Genomic DNA, 23,999 nt, shown 5'->3' with positions numbered 1-23,999 from the left:
CGAGCGCGGCGTCAGGAAGCGGAGCGGGAGAGCGTGGCCAGGCCGTTCTGCCACAGCTGGTTCACCCGGGCCCGCTCGTTGGCGTCCGGCTGGGCGTTGGTGCAGGACGGGCCGGGACCGCCGCCGGACATCAACTCGCTGCACGGACCGGAGTAGTTGTCCGGCAGGCCGAGCACGTGCCCGGTCTCGTGCGTGGTGACGCGGGTGGAGTCGTACTGCTGGTTCTGGGCGTAGTCCAGGAAGATGTACCCGCGGCCGTGCCCGTCGGTGCTGGCGTAGGAGCCGCGCGGGTCGTTGCCCTCGCGGTACGTGAAGTCCGCGCCGGAGCCTTCCTGGAGCTGGACGTTGGAGACCGAGCTGTTCCAGATCTGGGTGCTGTTGGCTATCTGGCCGCGGAAGGACGGCGCGCCGGAGGCGTCGTAGGTGACCGTGACGGCCTTGATGCCCGGGTTGGCGGCGCGCTTCTCGGCGACGGACTTCATGACCGCGTCGAGGAAGGCGCGGTTGGCGGCGGCGTTCTCGCCGGAGCCGTTGTACGCGGCGATGGTGGAGGAGGCGGAAGGGGCGGCAGGGGCCGGAGCGGCGACGGCGACCGGTGCGGTGCCCAGCGCGGCGACGAGACCGAGGCCGGCGGCGGCGGTGGCGACGGCGTTCTTGAGGTGTCTCATGGGGGGATTTCTCCTACCTGTCCGAACGAACCCACGCCGTGGGGGTGTCCGCTGAACGGACAAGGCGTGGGGCGGTACGGGGAAGAGTGTGGTGCAGCGCACAGTCGCCGGGGATGATGCCGAACGGCGATAGCACCGCCCTATCGCCGCCCGGTCCCTTCCCTTTACGCACGTCAGCCGCTCACCGTCATGCCATGCCCACGTCATCAACACGGCATCGCCACAGCCCTCCGAGCCCAACACTCCCTGAATTGCCGCTGTTTGGTGGGGTTGCGACGTCTGGTGCGCGGCGAACGGCGGTCATAGTCTCCGCTGCATGGAGCTGGAGGTGAGACACCTCAAGGCGCTGTGCGCCATCGCCGACGCGGGCAGCCTGCATCAGGCGGCCCGGCGCCTCGGCGTGAGCCAGCCGTCCCTGACGACCCAGCTGCGCCGGATCGAGAACGTGCTCGGCGCCGAACTGTTCCTCCGCGAACGCACCGGCTGCCGGCCGACCTCCCTGGGCCGGGCCGTCCTCAGCCGCGCCCGCCCCCTCGTCGACGGCATGAGCGCCCTGGTCGCCGAGGCGCTGGCGGAGGCCGAGGCCACCCGGCCCCGCGGCTCCCGGCTGCGCATCGGCTCCACCGCGAGCCGGGTCATCGGCGGCTGGCTGCGCCGGCTGCGGGTCGCCCTGCCCGGCACCGACATCTCCCTGCGGGTCGACGTCTCCGCCCACGCGCTGCTGCGCTCGGTCGAGGCGGGCCGCCTGGACGTCGCCTTCGTGCACGAGGTGGAGGGCTGCCCGCTCGCCGTGCCGGAAGGCCTGGAACAGCGCGTACTCGTGGACCGGGAACCGCAGTTCATCTCCCTCTCCCGCGACCACCCGGCCGCCCGCCGCCGGGTGGTGGAGCTGGGGGACCTCGCGGGCGACCCGTGGATGGTCGACCCGACGGTGGACGGCGAGTGGGACGGGGTGCGCCGGGTGCTCGGCGCCGCCGGACTGAACCCGCCGGTCCTGCACGGCGACTACCTCACCGCCGCCTCCCTCGTCGTGCTCGGCGAGGCCGTCGCCCCCTGCCAGCCGACGTCGGGCCCGCGCGACGACATGGTGATCCGCCCGCTGCTGGGCGACCCGCTCGCGGTGCGCCTCCTCCTGGTCTCCCGGCCCGGGACCGACATCGAGGTGGTGTACGCGCAGTTGGAGGACGCCTACCGGGACGCGGCGCGACGGGCGAGCGGCTACCACGAATGGCTGCTGCGCCACCGCTCCCCGCTGGCCTGCGCGCCCTGAGCCGTACGGGTCCGCCGGTCCGCCGATTCGTCGGTCCATCGACCCGTCCGTCGACTGTGGGGAGTTCCCCGTTCTGCTGACAGCGTGGCCGCGTTCCCCCGCCGCCTTCCGGTGGGCAGAGTCGTTCCATGAGGCTTCTGATGCTGGGCGGTACGGAGTTCGTCGGGCGGGCCGTCACCGACGCGGCGCTGGAGCGGGGCTGGGACGTCACGGTGTTCCACCGCGGCCGCCACGCGCCCCCGCCCGGTGTGAGCGCTCTGACCGGGGACCGGACCGCGGGTGCCCGGGGGCTCGCGGCACTGGCGGAGAACGGGCGGGACTGGGACCTGGTCGTCGACACCTGGAGCGGCGCCCCGGCCGCCGTCCGGGACGCCGCCCGCCTGCTGTCCGGCCGCGCCGGGCACTACACCTACGTCTCCAGCCGCTCGGTGTACGCCTGCCCGGCCGCCGCCGGACTCGACGAGGACGGCCCGCTGGTGGGCGGCGCCTCGCCCGACGACGGCGGGGACGTGCCCTACGACCGGGCCAAGCGCGGCGGTGAGCTGGCCGCACTCGACGCCTTCGGGGACCGGGCCCTGCTGGCGAGGGCCGGGCTGATCATCGGCCCCGGGGAGAACATCGGCCGACTGCCCTGGTGGCTCTCCCGGATCGCCAGGGGCGGACCGGTGGTCGCCCCCGGCCCGCCGGACGCGGAGCTCCAGTACATCGACGCCCGGGACCTGGCGGAGTGGATCCTGCACGCGGCGGCGGGCGGGTCGCACGGCGCGTACAACACCGTCAGCCGCCCCGGCCACACGACCATGGGCGAGCTGCTGGAGGCCTGCGTACGGGTCACCGGATCCGACGCCGAGCTGCGCTGGACCGGCCCGGAGGTCCTGCTGGCCGCCGGGGCCGAGCCCTGGAGCGACCTGCCGATCTGGCTGCCGCCGGGCGAGCTGTACGACACGCTGCACCGTGGCGGCCACACCAAGGCGCATGCGGCGGGGCTGCGGTGCCGCCCGGTCGGAGAGACCGTCGCCGACACCTGGGCCTGGCTGCGCGCGCTGGGCGGTACGGCGCCCCGGCGGCCCGACCGCCCGGCCGTGGGCCTCGACCCCGAGCTGGAGGCGAAGCTGCTGGCCCTCTGACACGCCGCATCGCTGCGCGTGTCGCGGTGAAGAAACCTCCTATAGGCCTACAGCAGGGAACAAGAGCGGCGTGTCATACAAAATGACTAAGTGATGACCATGCATATTGCGCGGCATGGAACAGAAGGCGCTCAGGCGCGGCAACGCAATTCGGGCAGCGGTGACAGTGGCCACGGCCGCGGCGATGGTGGGCGTCCTGGCTCCGGCCGCGGGTGCCGATCCGTTGCCGGGCGGGCTTGGGCCCTGCCTCGGCAGCTCCTGCCCGCCCAGCTGGAACGACCCCAACAACGGCCCGGTCGTCGGCTTCGACAGCAACATCAACGTGTACGTCGGCGGGGACTTCCTGGTCCGGGAGGCGGCGGCCGAGGCGGAGGGGAAGGTCGTCACGCTCGGCCGGTTCGACATGGACAAGCGGGACGGGGTCTCGCAGATCTACAACGTCGGTATCGCGGGCGTCGGTTCGCGGGTGCCGCCGCCGGACGGCTCCGACTATCTGACGGCGGGCGGGGACATCACCATCGCCGACGGCGAGCGCCTCCTCGCCGAGGAGGCGGAGCACTCCGGCCGCGTCGCGTACGCGGGGGCTCTCACGGGCACCGTGAACCCCACCACCGCCCCGCGCTTCGACGCGGAGGCGGCCGCCCCGTACACCGCGCTGCGCCCGCAGCTCACCGAGGCCAGCCGGTGCTACGCGTACGAGGGCGACGAGCACCGGGAGGCGACGGGCACCTGGCAGCAGGCCGGCGACATCATGACGTTCACCGGCGACGGCACCTCCGCGATCCAGATCTTCGACGTGGACGCGGACCTGGAGTCGGAGACGGGCGGCAACACGGGGTTCGTGTTCAACGGCGTCCCCGAGGGCGCGACCGTCCTGGTCAACGTGTACGGCAGCACCCGCAGCGTCGCCACGTTCATGGGCTCGTTCCCCAACGAGGGCCTCCGCGAGAACCTCCTGTGGAACTTCCCGGACGCCACTGACCTGTCGCTGACGGGCCCGGCCCAGTTCGAGGGCAGCATCCTGGTCGGTCAGCCGGCCAGCAGCACCGTGCTGAGCATGAGCGGTACCAACGGCCGCTTCTACACGGCGGGCTCGCTCACCCACACCTCGGCGGGGCAGTCGGGCGGCCAGGAGATCCACGCGTATCCCTTCGACGGCGACCTGCCGACCTGCACACCGGACCCGACGCCGACTCCCACGGATCCGACCCCGACGCCGACGGATCCCACGCCGACGCCGACACGCCACACGCCGCACCCCACGCACTCGCCGAGCCACCCGGGTGAGCTGCCCGACACCGGCTCCCGGGGCGGCGAATGGATCATCGGGTCCATCGCGGCAGCGCTGGTGGCCGCCGGCGGTACGGTCCTCGTGGCCACGCGCAGGGCTCGTCGCCGCACCTACTGACCGGCACGCAGTAGTGCCCGTTAGCGTGGTCCGATGACCGAACCGCTGCTGCACCTCGCCGAAGCACCTCTGTGGGAGGCGGCCCGCGGGACAGGGACGTACGGGATGTCCACCCGCGGCCGCACCCTCCAGGAGGAGGGCTTCATCCACCTCTCGCTGCCCCACCAACTCCCCGGTGTGGCCCGGATGCTGTACGGGGACGGGAACGGCGAAGGGACCGGCGGCCAGGACCTCGTGGTCCTGGTCGTCGACCCCGCCCGCCTCACCGACCCCGTCCGGTACGAGGCGATGAAGCCCGGTGGCGAGGAGTTCCCGCACCTGTACGGACCGCTCCCCGTGGGCGCCGTCCTCGAGGTGCGGCCCCTTGACGACTGGTACCACGATCGACGAGAGCGACGAGAGGAAGACGAACCCCAGTGATCGGCCCCCTCACCGCGGTGACCGGAGCGAGCGGAGCGGTCGGCGGCCGGGTCGCCCGACGGCTGGCCCGGACCGGCGTCCCCGTACGGCTCCTCGGCCGCGACCCCGCCCGGCTCCCCGACGTACCCGGCGCCGACCACGCGCCCGCCGCCCCCTACGGCGACGGCCAGGCCATGCGCCGGGCCCTCGACGGCGCCCACACCCTCTTCCTGGTCTCCGCGCACGAAAGCCCCCACCGGGTCCGCGAGCACACCACCGCGATCGATGCCGCCGTGGCGGTAGGGGTGGAGCGGATCGTGTACGTGTCCTTCCAAGGGGCTGCGCCCGACGCCACTTTCACCTTCGCCCGCGACCACTGGGACACCGAGGCCCACATCCGCACGGCCGAGGTGCGCCACACCTTCCTGCGCGACAACTGGTATCTGGCGGGCCTCCCCGCGATGACCGGGACAGATGGCGTGCTGCGCGGACCCGGAGGCGACGGACGGGTGGCGGCCGTCGCCCACGAGGACATCGCCGACGCGGCGGCGGCCGTGCTGCTGGACGAGGGCACCGACCACGACGACCGGGTGTACGACCTCACCGGACCCGAGGCGTTCACCCTCGCCGAGGCGGCCGAAGAGCTGAGCCGGGTCACCGGGCGGCCTGTCGTCTACGTCCCCGAGACGCGCGAGGAGGCCTACGCCTCCCGGGCCGGCTACGGGGCCGAGGACTGGGAGGTGGCCGGCTGGGTCACCTCGTACGAGGCCATCGCGAACGGTGAACTGGCCGCCGTCTCCGACGCGGTGCCCACCCTCACCGGGCGCCCGGCGCAGAGCTTCGCCCAGTTCCTGGTGGAGAACCCGGACAGCTACCGCCATCTGCTCCCCGGCGGCTGACCGGCCGGCCCACCCCGGCTCACCGCCACGGGATGTGCTTCCACGGACTGCCCTCGCTCTCCGCCAGCAGACGGTGGGCGAGGACGTTCTGTTCGTAGAACGGCCCGTACTCCTCCTCGTCGAACCGCAGCACCCGCCCCAGCGCGTACCCCGCCGAGAACTCCTCCCAGGAGCGGTGGGCCGACTTGCTCAGCGCCCCGGCGTGCACGATCGCCGCCTCCGCGTCGGCCGGTCCGCAGAACCGCGCCGACAGCCCCCAGCGCGCCAGGTTCACCGCCCGCCCGTAGTCGTACGCGACCGTCGTCCGCACCCGGCCGTCCGGCGGCAGCAGCCCGTCCGCACGGAACCGGGCCTCGTAGCGCATGACCCGGCGCACCAGATTCTCGATGCCCTTCACCGTGTCCGCGTCGGCTCCCAGGTCCTGGGCGTGACCGGCCGCCGTCTCCCGCCACAGATCGGCCGAGGGCAGCTCGCCGAGCCCCGCCGCCAACTGCTCCCGGACGCGCAGCACGAAGTCCGGCTCCGGCGGGCTGTTGCTCGCGTCCAGCAGGAAGTCCAGCTGCCTGCGCCACCCCTCGTGGCCGGTGATGCCCCAGGAGTCGCGGAGCTGCTCGCGTTCGTCGACGTACTCGCGGTAGACCGTGCCGATCTCGTTCCACGGGACGGCGTTCCCGATCGCCAGATGCACCCCGCACGCCAGCCCGTACGCCAGCGGCCCGTGCAGCGCGCCGTGCCGCAGCGCGACCAGGCGGTTCCCGGACGCCCGGTCGTTCTCCGCGTAGGCCCGCTGCCACAGCGCCAGGTCCGGCGGGGCGGCGGGCAGCAGCAACTGACCGGGTGTCCCCACGTTCACGCCCAGCCAGACCTGCGGATCCGACCAGCCGAACTCGGCGACCCACCGCAGCGTGACCCCGCGGAAGACCCAGTCCGGGTGCCACGCGGGCAGCATGCCCCGGGTGAGGAGCGGCCGGCAGACGAAGCCCGCCGGGTCGACGTGCCGCCGCCAGATCACGGTGCCCGGATCGGCGTCCGCCTCGGCGCGCGGGGCCGGGATGTACAGCTCGGTCCCGGCCAGCGCGGCCAGTTGTCCCCGTACGTCACCGCGCAGGGCGGCCTCGTGGAGGAGCTGCTCGGTCTCGGACGGCGGGATCCAGGGGGCGGGAGCCCAGGGTGCGGACGCGGGCGCGCCGGGGGCCGGGGGAGCGGCGTGCGGGTTCTGGTTCTGGTTCGTGAGGTTCATGACCAGGGGAGGTTCCGGTAGGGGCCGACGGGGTCCTGGGTGAGGATGCGGTGCTCGGCGAGTGATTGCCGGTACGTGGACTCAGCCGCCTCCGGGCCGTCGTCCTCGGCCCGGTGGACGATGCGGGCCATGAGGTAGCCGAGGGAGAAGTCCGCCCACGAGGTGTAGGCGGCCCGCGCGAGTTCTCCGAGCCGCAGCACGTCCTGCTCGGCCTCGTGCGGATCGCCGTACCGGGCGCCGAGTGCGAGCCGGACGACGTTGACCGCCCGGCCGAGGTCGAACGCGGCCAGGGTGTCGACGCGACCGTCCGGGGCGAGCGCGCCGTCGGCCCGGAGCCGGTCCTCGTAGCGGGTGATGTGGCGCAACGACCGCTCGGCCAGCGCCCGGTCGTCGGCGTCGCGCGCGGCGAACGCCCGGCCCAGCGCCTCGGACCACTCCTCGCGCGTCGGCGTACGCCCCAGCCGGGCGGCCAGGGTGTGCCGGGTACGCAGGACGGCTTCCTGGACCCGCCCGACCAGCTGGTTCCTCATCAGCGACGCGAGGCGGTCGCGGTACTCGGCGCGGTGCTGGATGCCCCACGGACTGCGCAGCCGGGCCCGGTCGCCGGCGTAGTCCTCGTAGGCGGCGCCGAGCCGGTTCCAGATGAGGCCGTTGGTGACGGCGAGGTGCGCGCCGAGCGCCAGCCCCTGGGCGAGCGGTCCGTGCAGCGGCCCGCCGCTGTCGGTGAGCAGCACGCCGTGCGCGTGCCCGCCGGTGCGCTCGTCGGCCCGGAGCCAGGCCTTCAGGCACTTGGGGCGGGCGTCGACCATCGCCGCGTACGGCGTGCCGTGGTTCACCGCGAGCCGGCGTACGTCGTACGGCCAGGTCCGCGCCAGCTCGCCCAGGCTCACCTCGCGGAACACCCACTCCGGATGCCACGGCGGCAGCATCCCGGGCGTCAGCACCGGGACGCAGGCCCGCCGGGACGCCTCGTCCCGGATCGTGGACAGCGGGGCCGTCCAGCCGGGGATGTCCGCGTGCAGCCGGGCGACGAGCACGTACAGCCGTGTCCGCGCGAGCAGCTCCACCACCGCGTCGGCGCTCCCGCCCGCGACCGCCGCGGACAGCGCGCGCTCGATCTCCGTCGGCGCGACCGCTCCACCGCTCACTGCCGTCGCCCAGCTCCCCGTCGTCACGGAGCCGATCCTACGAAACGGGCCTCGCGGGTCAGAGCCCGGCCGGGCGCACCAGCCCCGACTCGTACGCGAACACCGCCGCCTGGGTCCGGTCGCGGACGCCCAACTTGACCAGGATCCGGCCCACATGGGTCTTCACCGTCTGCTCGGCGACGATCAGCTCCCGGGCGATCTCGGCGTTCGACAGGCCGCCCGCGATCAGCGTCAGCACCTCCGTCTCGCGCTCGGTCAGGCCCCCGACCCGCTCCTTGAGCGGCACGCGGGGCGCCCCGGCGGTCCGGGAGAACTCCACGATCAGCCGCTTGGTGATGTTGGGCGAGAGCAGCGCGTCGCCCGCCGCCACCACCCGTACAGCATGGGCGAGTTCATCGGCGGAGGCATCTTTCAGCAGAAAGCCGGACGCGCCCGCGCGCAGTGCCTCGTACACGTACTCGTCGAGGTCGAAGGTGGTGAGCACGAGCACCTTGACCGTCGAGTCCTGGCAGGAGGTGATCCGCCGGGTCGCCTCGATGCCGCCCAGCTCGGGCATCCGGATGTCCATCAGCACGACGTCCGGGGCGAGTTCGGCGACCTTGTCGATCGCGTCGAGCCCGTTCACGGCCTGGCCGACGACCTCGATGTCCGGCTCGGCGTTGAGCAGGAACGTGAAGCCCTGGCGGACCATCATCTGGTCGTCGGCGATCACGGCACGGATGGGTGGGGTCATCGGGCTTCCTCGGTCGTCCGGGTCGGCTGCGTGCTGACGGGCAGGATCGCGGTGACTTCCCAGCCGCCCTCGGGCGTGGGGCCGGTGGCCACCTCGCCGCCGAGCATCGCCGCGCGCTCGCGCATGCCGAGCAGGCCGTGGCGTACGCCGGGGGGGGGGGCGGCCGGGCGGTCCGGCGGGGAGTTGACGACCCGGACGGTCAGCCCGGTGGGCCGGTGGCCGATCGCCACCTCGGCGCTCGCCCCGGGCGCGTGGCGCATCACGTTGCTCAGGGCTTCCTGCACGATGCGGTACGCGGACAGCTCGACGCCCGGCGACAGGGGGCAGGGTTCGCCCGTGGTGGAGCGGGTCACGGCGAGACCGGCGGAGCGCACGGTGGCGATCAGGCCGTCGAGTCCGTCGAGGCCGGGCTGCGGGGCGTGCCGGGTGTCGTCGCTCCGGGCGGGGGCGTCCTCCGAGCGCAGGACGCCCAGCACCCGGCGCAGCTCGGCGAGGGCTTCGAGCGCATTCTCGCGGATGCCGGTCAGATTCTCCTTCAGCTCATCGGTGGGGTGCTCCACCAGATGCGGGGCGACCTGCGCCTGGATGGAGATCACCGACATGTGATGGGCGACCACGTCGTGCAACTCCCTTGCGATCCGGTTGCGTTCCTCCAGCAGGGTGCGCCGGGCCCGCTCCTCGGCGGTCAACTCGGCCTGGACGACGAGGTCCTTACGGGCCAGGCGCAGGCTGCGGAGCGCGGCGCCGAGGACCAGGGCGACGACGAACACCGGTGCGGAGCGGTCCAGGTCCAGGTTGTGCGGCTGCGTGGTGTGCAGGGTCATGGCCAGGCCCGCCAGCAGTGTGAGGGCCAGCGCCCCCACCGAGCGGCGCAGCGGGACGCGCAACGCCAGCAGGAACAGCGCCCCGCCCTGGAACACCATCCCCATGATGCTCCAGGGGAACAGCCGGTCCGGGCTCATGGCGGACTCGGTGGCCAGCACCGTCGCCACCGACAGCGCGGTCGCCGCCCACCACGCCCCCACCGGGCGGACCATCCCGGCCAGCAGCACCACCGACTGCGCCAGGGCGGCCAGCACGGCCCACCCGCCGACTCCGGTGACCGGGTCGGTGCTCAACTCGTACGTACGAGGCACGGCGAAGAAGGCGGCCGCGAACACCAGCAGCACCAGGAACACCGGCCGCCACACCGGGGCGTCCGGCTCGCCCATGCGCGGCACCCGGTCGGCGGGCGCCGCCCACAGGTCCTCGTACAGGGCGCGTGGCGCACGGCGTACCGCCGCCCGCAGGCGCACCGCCCTCGATGACGTCACGGCCCCCACCGCCCCCTCGGCTCCGTTCGCGCTCAGACTAGGCACGACGCGCCCGTCCCTTCCGCTCGGGGGTTGACTCCCGTACGACGAGGGAGCCCCCGCCGGTACGCCGCCCGCCCTGCTCGTAACCCCGGAACACCGCCCAGCACCCCGACAGCGCCAGCGCGAACAGCGGCAGCCAGAGCAGCCGGGCGAGCACCCAGCCGGCGTCGTCGGGCACGGTGTGCAGTCCCGGCAACGGGCCGTCCGCGAACAGCAGCGCGCTCATCGTCACGACGATCATCGCGGTCTGGTGCCAGAGGAACACGGTCATCGCCGACAGGTTCACCACCGCCACCACCGCCCACGCGGCGGGCCTGCGCAGCACCCGGCGCAGCGGCCCGAGCAGCAGCAGCGCCGCCCCGCACTGGGCCAGGCCGAACGCGACGGCGGCCAGGCTCGGCGGGTCCAGGTTGGAGATCCGGCCACCCGGAACACCGACCATGGAGGCCGGATAGCCGGCCCACAGCACGAGGGCGAAGGCCCCCGCCGCCCCGCCGAGCAGCAGCGCCCAGCGGCCCGCCCGGCCGCGCAGCCCGCCCCGGGCCACCAGCGTCCCCAAGCAGTACGGCACCAGCCACCCGGCGACCACGTTGACCCACCCCAGCTCGCGCGGACCGTCCAGCCCCAGCCGTACGAGGTCGACGTGCAGCACCACCACGAGCGGCCACAGCGGGTGCAGCCGGGCCACCAGCGGTGTCAGCGCGGTCAGAGCGGCGAAGACCAGCAGGAACCACAGCGGCGACCAGACCAGCTTCACCAGCGCCCGCACGGTGGCCTCGCCCACCCCGGCCACCAGCATCACGGCCGCCGCGAGCGCCCACACCACGAGCACCGCAGCCACCGGCCGGAACAGCCGGGCCAGCCGGCCGCCCACCCACCGCCCGTACGGCACACCCCGCTTCCGCACCGAGGCCCAACTTCCGGCCGCCACCATCCCGCCCACCAGGAAGAACACCGCGAGGGTCTGGAACACCCAGGAGACGGGGGTCAGGTGCGGCATGGCGGTGAGCGGACTGGCCCCGCGCACCGTGCCGCTGTCGGCGACCAGCGCGGTCACCAGCCAGTGCCCGCCCACCACGCCCAGGATCGCCAGGGCGCGCAGGGCGTCCACGGCCCGGTCGCGTCCGGGCGGAGTGGCGGCCTCGATCCGCGCGACGAGCCCGGTCATCGGGAGACCCCCAGCGGCTCGGCACCGGCCACGATCCGGGCCAGGTTCGTCAGCGAACGCGAACCGGGCAGCAGATAGTCGCTGTGGCCGCCGTCGCCCGCGTCGAACACCTCGGCCCCGAACTCCTCCGCCACCGGATCGGTCCCGAACCCCACCGTTGCGACGAACGGCACCCGCACCCGGACATGGGGCACCCGGGCGATCCAGTCCCCGCCGCCGCGCCCCGCCCACACCCGAGCACCGGTACGGAGGGCGGCGGCATCGTCGCAGCCGACCCCGGGGCTGCCGTAGAGGACGAGGGCGTCGGCGGAGGTCCCCGGCGCGGACCGGGCGCAGATCACCGAGCCGTACGAGTGGCAGAGCAGGCTGATCCGGGCGGCGGGCCGCACCGCGCGCAGCCCGTCCACCAGGGTGCGCAGGCCCGGCGCGGCCTCGTCGGCACGCCCGGTGGTCAGGGCGGCCGGGCTGACGGTGGCGGGGGAGCGGTAGCCCAGCCAGACGATGACCGCCCCGCCCTCGTCCAACTCCCGGTGCAGCGCCCGGGCGTCACGCCGAAGCCGCCCGTACGCGTCCAGGCCGACACCGGCTCCCGGCACCAGGACCGCGATCCGCCGGGCCGAGGACAGCTCGCCCACGACCTCCACGCTCCGGCCGCCGTCCCGCCCGTCGAAGGACAGGAACTGCCGCCCCGGCGCGGCCATCGCCCGCAGCGAGGCCGCCCGCTTGAGGTCCCCGTGCCCCGCCGCCATCCGCCCGGCCGCCCGGATGTCCTGCCGGCTCACCGTGTACCGCTGCTCCAGGGCTCCCGGAGCCGCGTCCCGCAACTGCCCCGGCACGGTCGGCGCGGGGGCGGGCACGGCGGCGGGCCGGGCCGCTCCGGACACCGGCACGGCCACCGCGAAGGTGACGAGGGCGGCGAGCAGGGCGCGGCGCGTACGACGTCTGCGCGGGCGGTCCGCCATGGGGTGAGGTCCTTCCGTACCGGGGGCGTTGGTGCTTCCGGTACAGAAGTTATGGACGGGGGTCGGTAGTTGGCGTCCCGCTCGGGAGTGCACCTGCGGGGTGGCTCTCAGGTATGACGCGGATGACGCGGCCCGGGGGTTCAGCTCCGGGCCGTGTGACGCGGGGGACGGGCGGCTCGGGTTTCGGCTCCAGCCGGTACGACACGGGCGACGGGCGGCCCTGAGCGTCAGCTCCGGCCCGTGTGCTCCAGGACCGCGGCGGCCAGCGGGGCGTGGACCTCGCGGGGCAGGGCGTGGCCCATGCCGGGGATCTCGACGAGCCGCGCACCGCGGATCACCTGGGCGAGATGCTCGGCGTGCGGGGCCGGTGCGACCGGTTCGGCGGGGGCCGAGGTGATCAGCGTGGGAATCTCGGTGGCGGCGAGCTGCTCGGTGCGCTCCATGCCGGAGTAGTCGGCACGGGCGTGGGCGGTGCCGGCGTGATGGTGCCCGGTGTGGACGATGATCCGCCGCTCCAGCTCGCGGGCGTACGCGGCGTCGAACGGCATCAGGCCGCCGCCGAGCACCCGCCAGTGCTCGACCCGCCGCTCCAACTCCGTCTCCGGGCCCAGGTCCTCGACGGGCCGGGACCACAACTCCATCAACTCGGCCGATACGCCAGGCAGTTCCTCCGGCGGGATCCGGCGGCCGTCCGGTGCGACGTACGGCGTGGAGCTGAGCGCGCTCGTCCCGATGACGGTGGCGCTGAGCAGTCGCTCGGGATGGTCGGCGACGAGCAACTGCGTGAGCATCCCGCCCATCGACATCCCCGTCACATGCGCCCGCTCCACCCCGAACGCGTCCAGCACGGCGACGGCGTCCTCGGCCAACGCGGTGAGCGGATAGGGCTGTTCGTCGAAGGAGGCGGTGGAGCGGCCGGTGTCCCGATGGTCGTACCGGATCACCCGGTGCCGTACGGCCAGCAGCTCGACCAGCTCATCGGGCCAGCCGAGCCCGGACGCCTGCGCGCCCATGATCAGGAGTAGGGCGGGGGCGTCGGGGGAGCCGTGATCCTCTGCCCAGAGGCGGACACCGGGGGCGGCATCGACGAAGCGTTCCATGGTGAACCTCGCTGTTCTGCGTCCTGCGGTCACTATCTAGACGATACGTATCGTCTCGCATCGCCCTTGATGCAGAGTAGCTCACCGCCGGCCCCGGGGCCAGTGGTGACGGTGTGGCCGGTGGTGGATCCGGTGGGCGCCTCAGGGGCGGAAGGTGCGGCGGTAGGTGTCGGGCGGGACGCCGACGCTGCGCTGGAAGTGGCGGCGCAACGTGGTGGCCGTGCCCATGCCGGCCGCCGCGGCGACGGCGTCCACTCCGGCGTCGGTCGTCTCCAGCAACTCCTGTGCGTGGCGGATGCGTTGGGTGTGCAGCCACTGAAGGGGAGTGGTGCCGGTCAGGTGCTTGAAGTGGCGGGCGAGGTGGCGTGAGCTCATCCGGGCCCGGCGGGCCAGGTCCTCCACGGTGAGCGGCTGGTCCAGCCGCTCCAGCACCCAGGGGAAGAGGTCGCTCAGGGGGTGGCCGCCCGGCGCGGGGACGGGCGTGGCGATGAACTGGGCCTGCCCGCCGTCCCGGTGCGGCGGGACGACCAGGCGCCGGGCGATCCTGTTGGCGATCGCCGAGCCGTGGTCGAGCCGGACCAGGTGCAGGCACAGGTCCATGGCGGCGGCCTTGCCCGCGGACGTGAGCACATCGCCGTTGTCGACGTAGAGGACGTCCGGGTCGACGGTGGTTGCCGGGTGGCGCCGGGCCAGCTCCCGGGTGTGGCCCCAGTGGGTGGTGGCGCGCCTGCCGTCGAGCAGCCCCGCCGCACCCAGGACGAAGGCGCCCGTACACAGGGACGCCACCCGCGCGCCCGCCGCGTGGGCCGCGCGCACCGCCTCGACCAGCTCGGCGGGCGGTTCGCGCTCGGTGTCGGCCCAGCCGGGGACAATCACCGTGTCGGCGCGCGCGAGGTGGTCGAGCCCGTGGTCGGGTTCCAGGCGGAAGCGGTCGACCCGCACCGGGCCGCTCCCGCAGAGGGAGAAGTCGTACCAGGGGTCCACGATGTGGGCCAGGTCGGCCCCGAAGACCTCGACGGCCACGGACAGTTCGTAATGGAGGATGCCGTCGGCGACGGCCAGGGCGACAGTGGGCATGTCCGAAACTGTATGCGGTAAGTCGTTTCCGACGCTCGTGCGGGGCGCGGCCCACGACCAGGATGAGAGGTGTCAAGTCCCGGCGGACCTACACCGCGGCGGGCGTTCGAGCAGTCAGAGGTCAGGGGAGTCCCATGGGGTCAGGTCAGCCGGTGGCGGTGTTCGGAGCGTACGGTCACACGGGCCGGTTCGTGGTGGCGGAGCTGGCCGCACGCGGGTACGTCCCCGTGCCGTCCGGCCGCAACGCGCACGCCCTGGAAGAGCTGGCCCTCGGACGCGGCTGGAAGCCCAGGGTGGCGTCCGTCGACGACCCGGTCTCGCTGGACCGGGCCCTGGCGGGCACAGTGGCGGTGATCAACTGCGCCGGTCCCTTCGCCTCGACCACCGGCCCGGTGATCGAGGCCGCGCTCCGCGCGAAGATCCCCTACCTGGACGTGGCCGCCGAACTGGAGGCCAACCTCGACACCTTCGGCCACTACCGCGAGCGGGCCCGGGAGGAGGGGGCGGTGATCGTCCCGGCCATGGCCTTCTTCGGCGGCCTCGGCGATCTGCTGGTCACGGCGGCGATGGGCGACTGGACCGAGGCCGACGAGGCGCACATCGCGTACGCGCTCAGCAGCTGGCACCCCACCGCCGGAACCCGGCTCTCGGGTGCGGTCTCCCGCGAGCGGCGCGGCGACCACCGCCTCCGCTACCGGGGCGGGCGGTGGGAGCGCCGCACCGATGCCGCGCCCGCCCTGCAGTGGACGTTCCCGGAACCGGTGGGCCGCCGGCCGGTGATCGGGGAGTTCACGATGGCGGACGTCGTCACGGTCCCCCAGCACCTCGCGATCCCCGACGTGACCACGTACATGAGCGCCGAGGCCGCCCGGGACGTCGCCTCACCCGACACGCAGGCCCCCACCGCCGCCGACGGGAGCGGCCGCTCGGACCAGACCTTCCTCGTCGACGCCGTCGTCCGCTCCGGCGCCACCGAACGCCGGGCCACCGCGAGCGGTCAGGACATCTACGCCGTCACCGCACCCCTGGTCGCCGAGGCCCTCGACCGCGTCCTGACCGGCCGCACCAGGTCGCTCGGCGTCGTGCCGGCGGGCGAGATCTTCGACGCCCCCGACTTCCTGCGCGCACTGGAGCCGCACATCGCTGTCGACCTGTACCCGGGGAGGGGCGGCGCCTGACCTCAGCCTCGCTTCCCCCGCGGTCACTGACCGAGCCCGCCCTGCGCCGCCGCCCGCTCGTGGAGCGCGCGGCGGCCTGAGCGATCGACTGAGGGACCTCCTGAACGACCGCACCCGGCCCGCCATGGACGCCGTTGTCGGCGGCCTGCGGACCGGGTGCGGGACAGCTGAAGCGGCACGACCCGCGAAACCGCAGATCAGCCAAGCCAGCCAGAGATCAGGCCTTCTTGGTCTCCCAGAAGATCCGGTCGACCTCGGCGATCAGGTCCAGGGCCTTCTGACCCGTCTTCGGGTCGTTCGAGCCCTTGGCCGCGGAGAGCGCCTTCAGGGTGTCGTTGATCAGCTGGTGCAGCTCCGGGTACTTCTCGAAGTGCGGGGGCTTGAAGTAGTCGCTCCAGAGCACCGACACGTGGTGCTTCGCGAGCTCGGCGCGCTGCTCCTTGATCAGGACGGCGCGGGTGCGGAAGTCCGCGTCCTCGTTGGCCTGGTACTTCTCCTGGACGGCCTTGACCGACTCGGCCTCGATGCGGGCCTGGGCCGGGTCGTACACGCCGCAGGGCAGGTCGCAGTGGGCGCTGACCTTCACCTTGGGGGCAAACAGGCGGGAAAGCATGGAGCTGTCCTCCTCGTGATCGTCTTCTCAGGTGGGACATTACTCCGTGGAGCGCCGCTTTCCGTGGCTGCCCCAGGGGCTTAGGTCAAAAGTCCGGGGTGAGAATCGGGCCGTCGGCCGAATGTACGGAGCCGTCCACGGGGCGATGTACTGACGATGTGCTGGAGGAGGAGCGGAAGGTGCCCAAGATGCCGGAGCGGCGACAGGTGTCCGGAGGCGGGCGGGTGACGCGGCGTCCGTTGCAGGTGGTGGAGGTGACGGGGCCCTCCATGGTGCCCACGCTCTACCACGGGGATCTGCTGCTCGTGCAGTACGGGGCGCCCGTGCGCCCCGGTGACGTGGTCATCCTGCGGCACCCCTTCCAGCAGGACCTGCTGGTGGTCAAACGGGCCACCGAACGGCGGCCCGGCGGCTGGTGGGTGCGCGGCGACAACACCTTCGCGGGCGGGGACAGCACGGATTACGGGACTGTGCCGGAGGAGCTGGTGCTCGCCCGGGTGCTGGCCCGCTACCGGCCCCCGGCGAAAGGTCAGCGGTCGGTGACGGCGGTGCTGGGCTGGGCGGTCTCCGCGCTGCGGCCGGTGCGCTCGGCCTCCTCGCGCTTGCGGGCCCGGTAGGCGGCCACGTTCGCGCGGGTCGCGCAGCGGTCCGAGCAGTAGCGCCGGGAGCGGTTGGTGGACGTGTCCAGGTAGGCGTTGCGGCACGGCGCCGCCTCGCACAGGCCGAGGCGGTCCACGCCGTGCTCGGTGAGGTGGAAGGCCAGGCCCATCGCCGCGATGGCCGCGTACCCCGCGGTCGCGTTCGACGGATGGTCGGCCAGGTGCATGTGCCAGTCCGGCCTGCCGTCCTCGTCCCGTACGTCGTGCCCCGAGATCTGCGGGCTCACCGGGAACTCCAGCAGCAGCGAGTTGAGCAGGTCGACCGCGAGCGTCTCGTCGCCGCCGTCCGCCGCCTCGAAGACCGCGCGCAGCCGTGCCCGTACGGAACGGAAGCGGGTCACGTCCGCGTCCGTCGTCCGCCGCGCCGCCTGCTGGTTCGCGCCGAACAGTTCCCGGACCGCCTCGACCGAGGTGAGCGTGTCCTTGTTGCGGGCCGGCTCCTCGGTGTTGACCAGGCGCACGGCGTAGTCCGAGTAATAGGCCAGTTCCACTTGTAGTCCTTACGGCGTCGGTCTAGAGTCGGGGCATCGGCCAGTGTAATGGTCGACTGTCGTAAACGGGCATTACGTGGAGGGTGACGTGACGGAGACGGCTACGGGAACCGACTGGCAGTCCTGGCAGGAGAGCTGGGACCGGCAGCAGGAGTGGTACATGCCCGACCGCGAGGAGCGGTTCCGGGTGATGCTGGACATGGTCGAGGCGGTCGTCGGACCGGAACCGCGGGTGCTCGACCTCGCCTGCGGTACGGGAAGTATTACGGACCGGCTCCTCAAGCGGTTCCCGAACGCCACGAGCACCGGTGTCGATCTCGACCCCGCGCTCCTGGCCATCGCCCGCGGCACCTTCGAGGGCGACGATCGGGTCACCTTCGTCACCGCCGACCTGAAGGACCCGGACTGGACGGCCCGGCTGCCCCACACCTCGTACGACGCCGTCCTCACCGCCACCGCTCTGCACTGGCTGCACGCCGAGCCGCTCGCCACGCTGTACGGACAGCTCGGCGGTCTCGTCCGGGACGGCGGGGTGTTCATGAACGCCGACCACATGATCGACACCGCCACCCCTCGCATCAACGCCGCCGAACGCGCCCAGCGGCACGCCGCGATGGACCGCGCCAAGGCCGCGGGCGCGCTGGACTGGGCCGCGTGGTGGGCCGTCGCCGCGAAGGACCCGGTCCTCGCCGGGCCGACCACCGAGCGGTTCGCGATCTACGGCGAGCACGCGGACGGCGACATGCCCTCCGCCGACTGGCACGCCAGCACGCTCATCGCCTCCGGCTTCGGCGAGGCGCGCGCGGTCTGGGCGTCGCCTTCGGACTCGTTGGTGCTCGCTGTGAAGTAGGCGAACGTGAGGCAGGCGAACTCCGTGTGAGGGCGCGGAATCTGCCGCGCCGGACTTCTCGACCGACCCGTCGTGTTGTTTTCAGGGCATTTCCACATTCCGGAACGTCACCTCCCGCGACCTCTTTTCGACCGGTGCCGTATACGGGTGGATCAAAGGAGTCCGGTGTGGCAGCGTGGCGCATCCGAACTCGCTTCGTGCAACGCGCACGGAAACGGGGTGAGGCGTATTCGGCGTATGGCGCCGCCGTCGCAGGCGGTCTGTATCACGCGCGGGGTACGGACCGCTCGACGAGCCCGATCTCTGGAGACACATGGCCATACGAAAAGCGGTAACTGCCTCGATGACGGCGGCTGCTTCGGTAGCGGCGGTCCTTGCCGTCGGTACACCGTCCCACGCTGCGACGACCAAGTTCTGTGGGCCCCCCTATGCCGTCGCGCTGGGGTGCTTCTATTCGACGGGGGACGATTTCACCGTTCAGGACATGCGTGCGGACGGAAAGCGCGCAGTGCTGAAGTGGACCACGGACTACGGGCGTTCGGGGGAATGCCATGACGCGAACGGCGCCAACAACCCGCCCACCAAGTGCGATTACAATCTCGCCGAAGGGCGCACGCTTCTCTTCTGGACGGTCATTCGCGACGGGGCCAACGGAGCGGACGAGGGCACGTCCGACCCGATGACCGCTTGGACTTCCGGCCGATAGGCAGGAAGCCGACAAGCAGGAATGGGAATGCGCCCCCGGCCGGGCGGCCCCGGGCGCCTAGCCCCCGGCGACAGCCCCATCGACCCGGACGCCATAGGCCCGTCCAGCGGCGGGGTGGGGACGGCAAANNNCACCCCCCCCCCCCCGGGCGGCCGGGGGGGGGCGGGGGGGCGGCGCCGCCCGCGCCCCCCCCCCCCCCCGCCCCGGTGGTTCCGCCCCCCTCTGGCTCGTTCGCCTGAACCTCTGCTTGGCCGCCCCCCCGGGGGGGGGGGGCCGGGGGGCCCATCGCCCGCTGCTACAGCACCTTCGACAGGAACGACTTCGTCCGGTCCTGCTGCGGGTTGGTCAGGACATCGCGCGGGTGGCCCGACTCGACCACCACACCGTCGTCCATGAAGACCAGCGCGTCGCCCACCTCGCGGGCGAAGCCCATCTCGTGGGTGACGACGATCATCGTCATGCCGTCCTCGGCCAGCCCGCGCATCACGTCCAGGACGTCACCCACCAGCTCCGGGTCGAGCGCCGAGGTCGGCTCGTCGAAGAGCATCAGCTTCGGCTCCATGGCCAGCGCGCGGGCGATCGCCACGCGCTGCTGCTGTCCGCCGGAGAGCTGGGAGGGGTAGTTCTTCGCCTTGTCGGCGAGGCCCACCCGGTCCAGCAGCTTCTCGGCGCGGGCCCGGGCCACGGCCTTGGACTCGCCCTTGACCTGGACCGGGGCTTCCATGACGTTCTCGATCGCCGTCATGTGCGGGAACAGGTTGAACCGCTGGAAGACCATGCCGATGTCGCGGCGCTTGAGGGCGACCTCGTTGTCCCTCAGCTCGTAGAGCTTGTCGCCCTTCTGCCGGTAGCCGACCAGCTCGCCGTCGACCGAGAGCCGGCCGGCGCTGATCTTCTCCAGGTGGTTGATGCACCGCAGGAAGGTCGACTTGCCGGAACCGGACGGGCCGATCAGGCAGAACACCTCACGCGGGGCGACCTCCAGGTCGATGCCCTTGAGGATGTGCGCGGTGCCGAAGGACTTGTGGACGCCCTCGGCCTTCACCATGGGGGTCGTCGTCATGCCATGCCTCCCGAGGGGCGGCCCAGGGACAGCAGGTTGGCCCTGATCTTCTGGATCGGTGTCTGCGGCAGGCTCCGGCTGGACCCGCGGGCGTAGTGACGCTCCAGGTAGTACTGGCCCACGCTCAGGATCGAGGTCATGATCAGGTACCAGGCCGCCGCGAGGAAGTACATCTCCACGGGGGCGCCGGAGTTCTGCCCGATGTCCTGGGCGTACCGGAACAGCTCCGTGAACTGTACGGCGGCCACCAGCGAGGTCGTCTTGAGCATGTTGATGACCTCGTTGCCCGTCGGCGGCACGATCACGCGCATCGCCTGCGGGATGACCACGCGGCGCAGCGTCTTGCTGTGGCTCATGCCCAGCGCGTGCGACGCCTCCGTCTGGCCCTCGTCGACCGAGAGCAGTCCGGCCCGGCAGATCTCCGCCATGTACGCGGCCTCGTTGAGGCCGAGCCCGAGGAGCGCGGTCAGCAGGGGGGTCATGAAGGACGACCACTCGTCCTTGTAGACCGGCCCGAGGTTGATGTACTCGAAGACCAGGCCCAGGTTGAACCAGACGAAGAGCTGGACCAGTACGGGCGTGCCCCGGAAGAACCAGATGTACGACCACGCGATCGACGCGGTGACCGGGTTCTTGGACAGGCGCATCACCGCGAGCAGGACGCCGCCGACGATGCCGATGGCCATCGAGAGAACGGTCAGCAGCAGGGTCTGGCCCACGCCCCGGAGGATCCGGTCGTCGAAGAAGTAGTCCGGTACGGCACCCCAGTTGATCTGGCCCTGGGAGAACGCGTAGACGATGGACGCGAGCAGGCCGATGGCGATGACCGCCGACACGTAGCGCCCGTAGTGGCGGACCGGGATGGCCGTGATCGCCGCGGGTCCGGCCGCCGGGGTAGGTGGCGTGCCGGTGGAACCCGTCTTCTTGATGTCAGTCACAGATATTGCCTCTCACCGACGGAATCCGTCAGGACCCGCCGTTGATCTTGGCCTCGGTGACCGCGCCGTCCTTGACGCCCCACTTGGCGATGATCTTGGCGTACTCGCCGTTCTCGATGATCGCGTCGAGCGCCGCCTTCACCGCGTCCCGCAGCTCGGGGTTGCCCTTGGCGACGGCGATGCCGTACGGGGCCGCCTCGACCTGCTCGCCGACGATCTGGAAGTCCTTGCCGCCGCCCGAGGTCTTCACCGCGTAGGCGGCCACCGGGAAGTCGGACGAACCGGCGTCGGCGCCTCCGGCCCGGAGCCGGGTCTGGGCCTCCAGGTCGTTGTCGAACTGCTCGATCTCGATCTTGCCCTTGCTGCCGCACTTCTCGCTCTCGGCCTTGGCGAGGTCGTGGGAGACCGTGCCGCGCTGGACGGCCATCTTCTTGCCGCACAGGTCGGACCAGGTCTTGATGCCCTGGTCGTCGCCCTTCTTGGTGTAGATCGAGACGCCGGCGGTGAAGTAGTCGATGAAGTCGACGCCTTCGCCGACCTTCTTCTGCGTCTCCGAGTCGATGCCCTCCTGGCGGTCCTTGGTGTCGGTCATCGCCGACATCGCCAGGTCGTAGCGCTTCGAGCGGAGCCCCGTGATGAGGGTGTCGAACGTTCCGTTCTGGAACTCGAAGGTGACACCGAGCTGCTTGCCGAGAGCGGCGCCGAGGTCGGGGTCGATACCGACTACCTTGCCGGAATCGTCCTTGAACTCCACCGGCGGGTACGCGATGTCCGAACCGACCCTGATGACGCCCTTGTCCTTGATGGCCTGGGGCAGCAGGTCGGCGAGCGGCGCGCTGTCCGACGCCTTCGCGGAGCTCGAAGCCTTCGAGGGCTTGTCGGTCTGGTCGCCGCAGGCGGTCAGCAGCATGGTGCCGGCGACCGCGATGGCGCCGACCGCCGCGATCCGGGTCTTCGCGGTCGTACGACGCGTGGTGCTTGCGGTCATGTCGGGATCCTCCGGCAGGTGAGGGAGAGGTGCTGGTGGGCGGCTTGGCACGCACCTTCGAGTGTCGCCACCTTGTGTGATGACGGCATCCTGCCATTCGGACTGGCCCATGCAGGGGTCCTGCCATGTCAAAATCGGATAACGGGCGACCCCCGAACATCAACGGCCGGTACCTCGGGACCGGACCATCTGTGGGGAACCAATCCCCCCGCCGGAGAATCTTCGGCACGTCTCGACTGGTGGACGGCATTTATGCCGGTTTGCCGACTTGTCCAGATATTCGACTATGAGTCACGTCACCGCGTCGATATGGACTCGTCCGTAACACCGTTCGTCCGGTAAGAAAGACGTTTACACCCCTCATCCGGGGCTCAGGGCGCGTGTGCGGCGCGCCCGCGCGTACGTACCTCTCCCTGCCGGGGCGGGCCAACCGCTCGGTGCGGGGCACGTACGCGGTGCCCGCCCACCCCTCCTCAACCAGGAGTGGCCACCCTCAAACGATGAAGACTTAAGGGGTCAACACCATGGCAGCGGAGATCGTCAATCCTCGCAGCGACAGCACCATCGACAGCGCCACCGACCGTGGCATCCAGCGCACGAGCGGGGCGGACACCGGGGCCGACGAGCCCTTCGATCCGGCCTTCGCCCTCCACCGGGGCGGGAAGATGGCCGTGCAGGCCACCGTCCCTATCCGGGACAAGGACGACCTCTCCCTGGCGTACACGCCCGGAGTGGCGAAAGTGTGCAGCGCCATCGCCGCCCAGCCCGAGCTCGTCCACGACTACACCTGGAAGTCCCAGGTCGTGGCCGTCGTGACTGACGGCACCGCCGTGCTCGGCCTCGGTGACATCGGGCCCGAGGCGTCCCTCCCCGTGATGGAGGGCAAGGCCATCCTCTTCAAGCAGTTCGGCGGCGTCGACGCGGTGCCGATCGCGCTCGCGACCACCGACGCCGACGAGATCGTCGACACCGTCGTGCGGCTCGCCCCCTCCTTCGGCGGGGTCAACCTGGAGGACATCTCGGCGCCCCGCTGCTTCGAGATCGAGCGCAAGCTCCAGGAGCGGCTGGACATCCCGGTCTTCCACGACGACCAGCACGGCACCGCGGTCGTCACCCTCGCCGCCCTGCGCAACGCCGCGAAGCTCTCCGGGCGGACGCTCGGCGATCTGCGCGGCGTCATCTCCGGCGCGGGCGCGGCGGGCGTGGCCATCGCCAAGTTCCTGCTGGAGGCGGGGATCGGCGACATCGCGGTGGCCGACCGCAAGGGCATCGTCAGCCGGGACCGCGACGACCTCACCGAGGTCAAGCGCGAGCTGGCGGAGCTGACGAACCGGGCGGGCCTGAGCGGTTCGCTGGAGCAGGCGCTCGCCGGTGCGGACGTCTTCATCGGCGTCTCCGGCGGTACGGTCCCGGAGGCGGCGGTGGCCTCGATGGCGCCCGGTGCGTACGTCTTCGCCATGGCCAACCCGAATCCGGAGGTCCACCCGGAGGTCGCGCACAAGTACGCGGCCGTGGTGGCTACCGGGCGGTCCGACTTCCCGAACCAGATCAACAACGTGCTGGCGTTCCCGGGCATCTTCGCGGGTGCGCTCCAGGTGCGGGCCTCGCGGATCACGGAGGGCATGAAGATCGCGGCGGCGAATGCACTGGCGGATGTCGTCGGCGATGAGCTGGCGGCGGACTACGTGATTCCGTCCCCGTTCGACGAGCGGGTCGCGCCGGCGGTCACGGCGGCCGTTGCCGCTGCGGCGCGGGCGGAGGGTGTGGCTCGGCGCTGAGGTTGTTGCTGAGCGGAGCTTGATGGGGCGGGGCCCGTACTTGTGCGGGCCCCGCCCTTGCGTTTCCGCCTTGCGGTGACCACCTCAAGCTCCTGCGGCGGTCGAGGCCCCCATTTCCAGCCCCTGCGGCGATTGAGCCGCACCACTAAGCCCCTCCGGCGATTGAGCCGCACCACTGAGC

24 protein-coding genes are annotated in these 23,999 nt (G+C 72.1%); 10 read left to right on the top strand and 14 right to left on the bottom strand.

The features are described from left to right. Positions 1 to 11: 11 nt before the first annotated feature. Positions 12 to 668, bottom strand: coding sequence for a snapalysin (gene snpA / locus JS521_RS14765; RefSeq protein ID WP_205083432.1), 657 nt, complete (start codon positions 666 to 668; stop codon positions 12 to 14). A gap of 316 nt (positions 669 to 984) precedes the next feature. Here snpA and JS521_RS14760 point away from each other — a divergent pair, with 316 nt between their 5' ends. From JS521_RS14760 to JS521_RS14740, 5 genes are all read left to right on the top strand, one after another. After that, positions 985 to 1,938 carry a LysR family transcriptional regulator gene (locus JS521_RS14760; RefSeq protein ID WP_205083431.1) on the top strand — a complete coding sequence of 318 codons (954 nt, stop codon included), beginning with the start codon at positions 985 to 987 and terminating at the stop codon, positions 1,936 to 1,938. Positions 1,939 to 2,066: 128 nt separating this feature from the next. Beyond that, positions 2,067 to 3,065, top strand: a complete 999-nt coding sequence (locus JS521_RS14755) for an NAD-dependent epimerase/dehydratase family protein (RefSeq protein WP_239487289.1) — start codon at positions 2,067 to 2,069, stop codon at positions 3,063 to 3,065. A 115-nt stretch (positions 3,066 to 3,180) separates the two neighbouring features. Further along, positions 3,181 to 4,473, top strand: a complete 1,293-nt coding sequence (locus JS521_RS14750) for a choice-of-anchor A family protein (protein ID WP_205083430.1) — start codon at positions 3,181 to 3,183, stop codon at positions 4,471 to 4,473. A gap of 33 nt (positions 4,474 to 4,506) precedes the next feature. Then, positions 4,507 to 4,893: a DUF952 domain-containing protein gene (locus tag JS521_RS14745; protein WP_205083429.1), complete on the top strand. Its 387-nt coding sequence runs from the start codon at positions 4,507 to 4,509 to the stop codon at positions 4,891 to 4,893. Then, positions 4,890 to 5,771 (top strand): SDR family oxidoreductase, encoded by an 882-nt coding sequence (locus JS521_RS14740; RefSeq protein ID WP_205083428.1) that lies wholly within the window; start codon positions 4,890 to 4,892, stop codon positions 5,769 to 5,771. Before JS521_RS14745 ends, JS521_RS14740 begins: the two co-directional genes overlap by 4 nt. Before the next feature lie 19 nt (positions 5,772 to 5,790). On the opposite strand, the gene JS521_RS14735 is transcribed toward JS521_RS14740, so the two are convergent. From JS521_RS14735 to JS521_RS14700, 8 genes are all read right to left on the bottom strand, one after another. Further along, complete coding sequence (locus JS521_RS14735) at positions 5,791 to 7,011, bottom strand: DUF1266 domain-containing protein (RefSeq protein ID WP_239487288.1); 1,221 nt, start codon at positions 7,009 to 7,011, stop codon at positions 5,791 to 5,793. Next, a complete protein-coding gene (locus JS521_RS14730; protein WP_205083427.1) occupies positions 7,008 to 8,186 on the bottom strand; it encodes a DUF1266 domain-containing protein in 1,179 nt (392 codons plus the stop codon). Before JS521_RS14730 ends, JS521_RS14735 begins: the two co-directional genes overlap by 4 nt. 31 nt (positions 8,187 to 8,217) lie before the next feature. Then, entirely contained in the window at positions 8,218 to 8,892 is a 675-nt protein-coding gene (locus JS521_RS14725; RefSeq protein WP_205083426.1) for a response regulator, read from the bottom strand. Beyond that, a complete protein-coding gene (locus JS521_RS14720) occupies positions 8,889 to 10,214 on the bottom strand; it encodes a sensor histidine kinase (protein ID WP_205083441.1) in 1,326 nt (441 codons plus the stop codon). Before JS521_RS14720 ends, JS521_RS14725 begins: the two co-directional genes overlap by 4 nt. A gap of 28 nt (positions 10,215 to 10,242) precedes the next feature. After that, complete coding sequence (locus JS521_RS14715) at positions 10,243 to 11,415, bottom strand: acyltransferase family protein (RefSeq protein WP_205083425.1); 1,173 nt, start codon at positions 11,413 to 11,415, stop codon at positions 10,243 to 10,245. Beyond that, positions 11,412 to 12,377 carry an alpha/beta hydrolase gene (locus JS521_RS14710; RefSeq protein ID WP_205083424.1) on the bottom strand — a complete coding sequence of 322 codons (966 nt, stop codon included), beginning with the start codon at positions 12,375 to 12,377 and terminating at the stop codon, positions 11,412 to 11,414. The genes JS521_RS14715 and JS521_RS14710 overlap by 4 nt, the downstream gene beginning before the upstream one ends. 227 nt (positions 12,378 to 12,604) lie before the next feature. Continuing rightward, a complete protein-coding gene (locus JS521_RS14705; protein WP_205083423.1) occupies positions 12,605 to 13,477 on the bottom strand; it encodes an alpha/beta fold hydrolase in 873 nt (290 codons plus the stop codon). 141 nt (positions 13,478 to 13,618) lie between these two features. After that, on the bottom strand, positions 13,619 to 14,554 hold the full coding sequence (locus JS521_RS14700) for a helix-turn-helix domain-containing protein (protein WP_205083422.1): 936 nt from the start codon (positions 14,552 to 14,554) through the stop codon (positions 13,619 to 13,621). 134 nt (positions 14,555 to 14,688) lie between these two features. On the opposite strand from JS521_RS14700, the gene JS521_RS14695 reads away from it, so the two are divergent. Further along, positions 14,689 to 15,732: a saccharopine dehydrogenase family protein gene (locus JS521_RS14695; protein WP_205083421.1), complete on the top strand. Its 1,044-nt coding sequence runs from the start codon at positions 14,689 to 14,691 to the stop codon at positions 15,730 to 15,732. Between the two features lie 217 nt (positions 15,733 to 15,949). Here JS521_RS14695 and sodN read toward each other — a convergent pair whose 3' ends face one another. Then, entirely contained in the window at positions 15,950 to 16,345 is a 396-nt protein-coding gene (sodN, locus tag JS521_RS14690; protein WP_003966342.1) for a superoxide dismutase, Ni, read from the bottom strand. Positions 16,346 to 16,533: 188 nt separating this feature from the next. Here sodN and sodX point away from each other — a divergent pair, with 188 nt between their 5' ends. Beyond that, positions 16,534 to 16,962, top strand: a complete 429-nt coding sequence (gene sodX / locus JS521_RS14685; RefSeq protein WP_205083440.1) for a nickel-type superoxide dismutase maturation protease — start codon at positions 16,534 to 16,536, stop codon at positions 16,960 to 16,962. Here sodX and JS521_RS14680 read toward each other — a convergent pair. After that, a complete protein-coding gene (locus tag JS521_RS14680; protein WP_205083420.1) occupies positions 16,875 to 17,495 on the bottom strand; it encodes a CGNR zinc finger domain-containing protein in 621 nt (206 codons plus the stop codon). The genes sodX and JS521_RS14680 overlap by 88 nt on opposite strands. A gap of 88 nt (positions 17,496 to 17,583) precedes the next feature. Between JS521_RS14680 and JS521_RS14675 the strand changes: the two genes are divergently transcribed. Further along, complete coding sequence (locus tag JS521_RS14675; protein ID WP_205083419.1) at positions 17,584 to 18,345, top strand: class I SAM-dependent methyltransferase; 762 nt, start codon at positions 17,584 to 17,586, stop codon at positions 18,343 to 18,345. A gap of 313 nt (positions 18,346 to 18,658) precedes the next feature. After that, positions 18,659 to 19,051, top strand: a complete 393-nt coding sequence (locus tag JS521_RS14670) for a hypothetical protein (protein ID WP_205083418.1) — start codon at positions 18,659 to 18,661, stop codon at positions 19,049 to 19,051. 295 nt (positions 19,052 to 19,346) lie between these two features. On the opposite strand, the gene JS521_RS14665 is transcribed toward JS521_RS14670, so the two are convergent. From JS521_RS14665 to JS521_RS14655, 3 genes are read right to left on the bottom strand one after another with little or no spacing between them, the layout of a single operon-like run. Continuing rightward, positions 19,347 to 20,114 (bottom strand): amino acid ABC transporter ATP-binding protein, encoded by a 768-nt coding sequence (locus tag JS521_RS14665; RefSeq protein WP_275564194.1) that lies wholly within the window; start codon positions 20,112 to 20,114, stop codon positions 19,347 to 19,349. After that, on the bottom strand, positions 20,111 to 21,052 hold the full coding sequence (locus JS521_RS14660; RefSeq protein ID WP_205083417.1) for an amino acid ABC transporter permease: 942 nt from the start codon (positions 21,050 to 21,052) through the stop codon (positions 20,111 to 20,113). The genes JS521_RS14665 and JS521_RS14660 overlap by 4 nt, the downstream gene beginning before the upstream one ends. A gap of 28 nt (positions 21,053 to 21,080) precedes the next feature. Beyond that, positions 21,081 to 22,040: an ABC transporter substrate-binding protein gene (locus JS521_RS14655; protein ID WP_205083416.1), complete on the bottom strand. Its 960-nt coding sequence runs from the start codon at positions 22,038 to 22,040 to the stop codon at positions 21,081 to 21,083. A gap of 524 nt (positions 22,041 to 22,564) precedes the next feature. Between JS521_RS14655 and JS521_RS14650 the strand changes: the two genes are divergently transcribed. Beyond that, positions 22,565 to 23,818: an NAD(P)-dependent malic enzyme gene (locus tag JS521_RS14650; protein ID WP_205083415.1), complete on the top strand. Its 1,254-nt coding sequence runs from the start codon at positions 22,565 to 22,567 to the stop codon at positions 23,816 to 23,818. Positions 23,819 to 23,999 lie beyond the last annotated feature (181 nt).

Source organism: Streptomyces durocortorensis (assembly GCF_016901035.1).
Classification (GTDB): Bacteria; Actinomycetota; Actinomycetes; order Streptomycetales; family Streptomycetaceae; genus Streptomyces; species Streptomyces durocortorensis.
The sequence above is the reverse complement of the archived record's forward strand: the minus strand, read 5'-3'. Positions and strand labels throughout refer to the sequence as shown.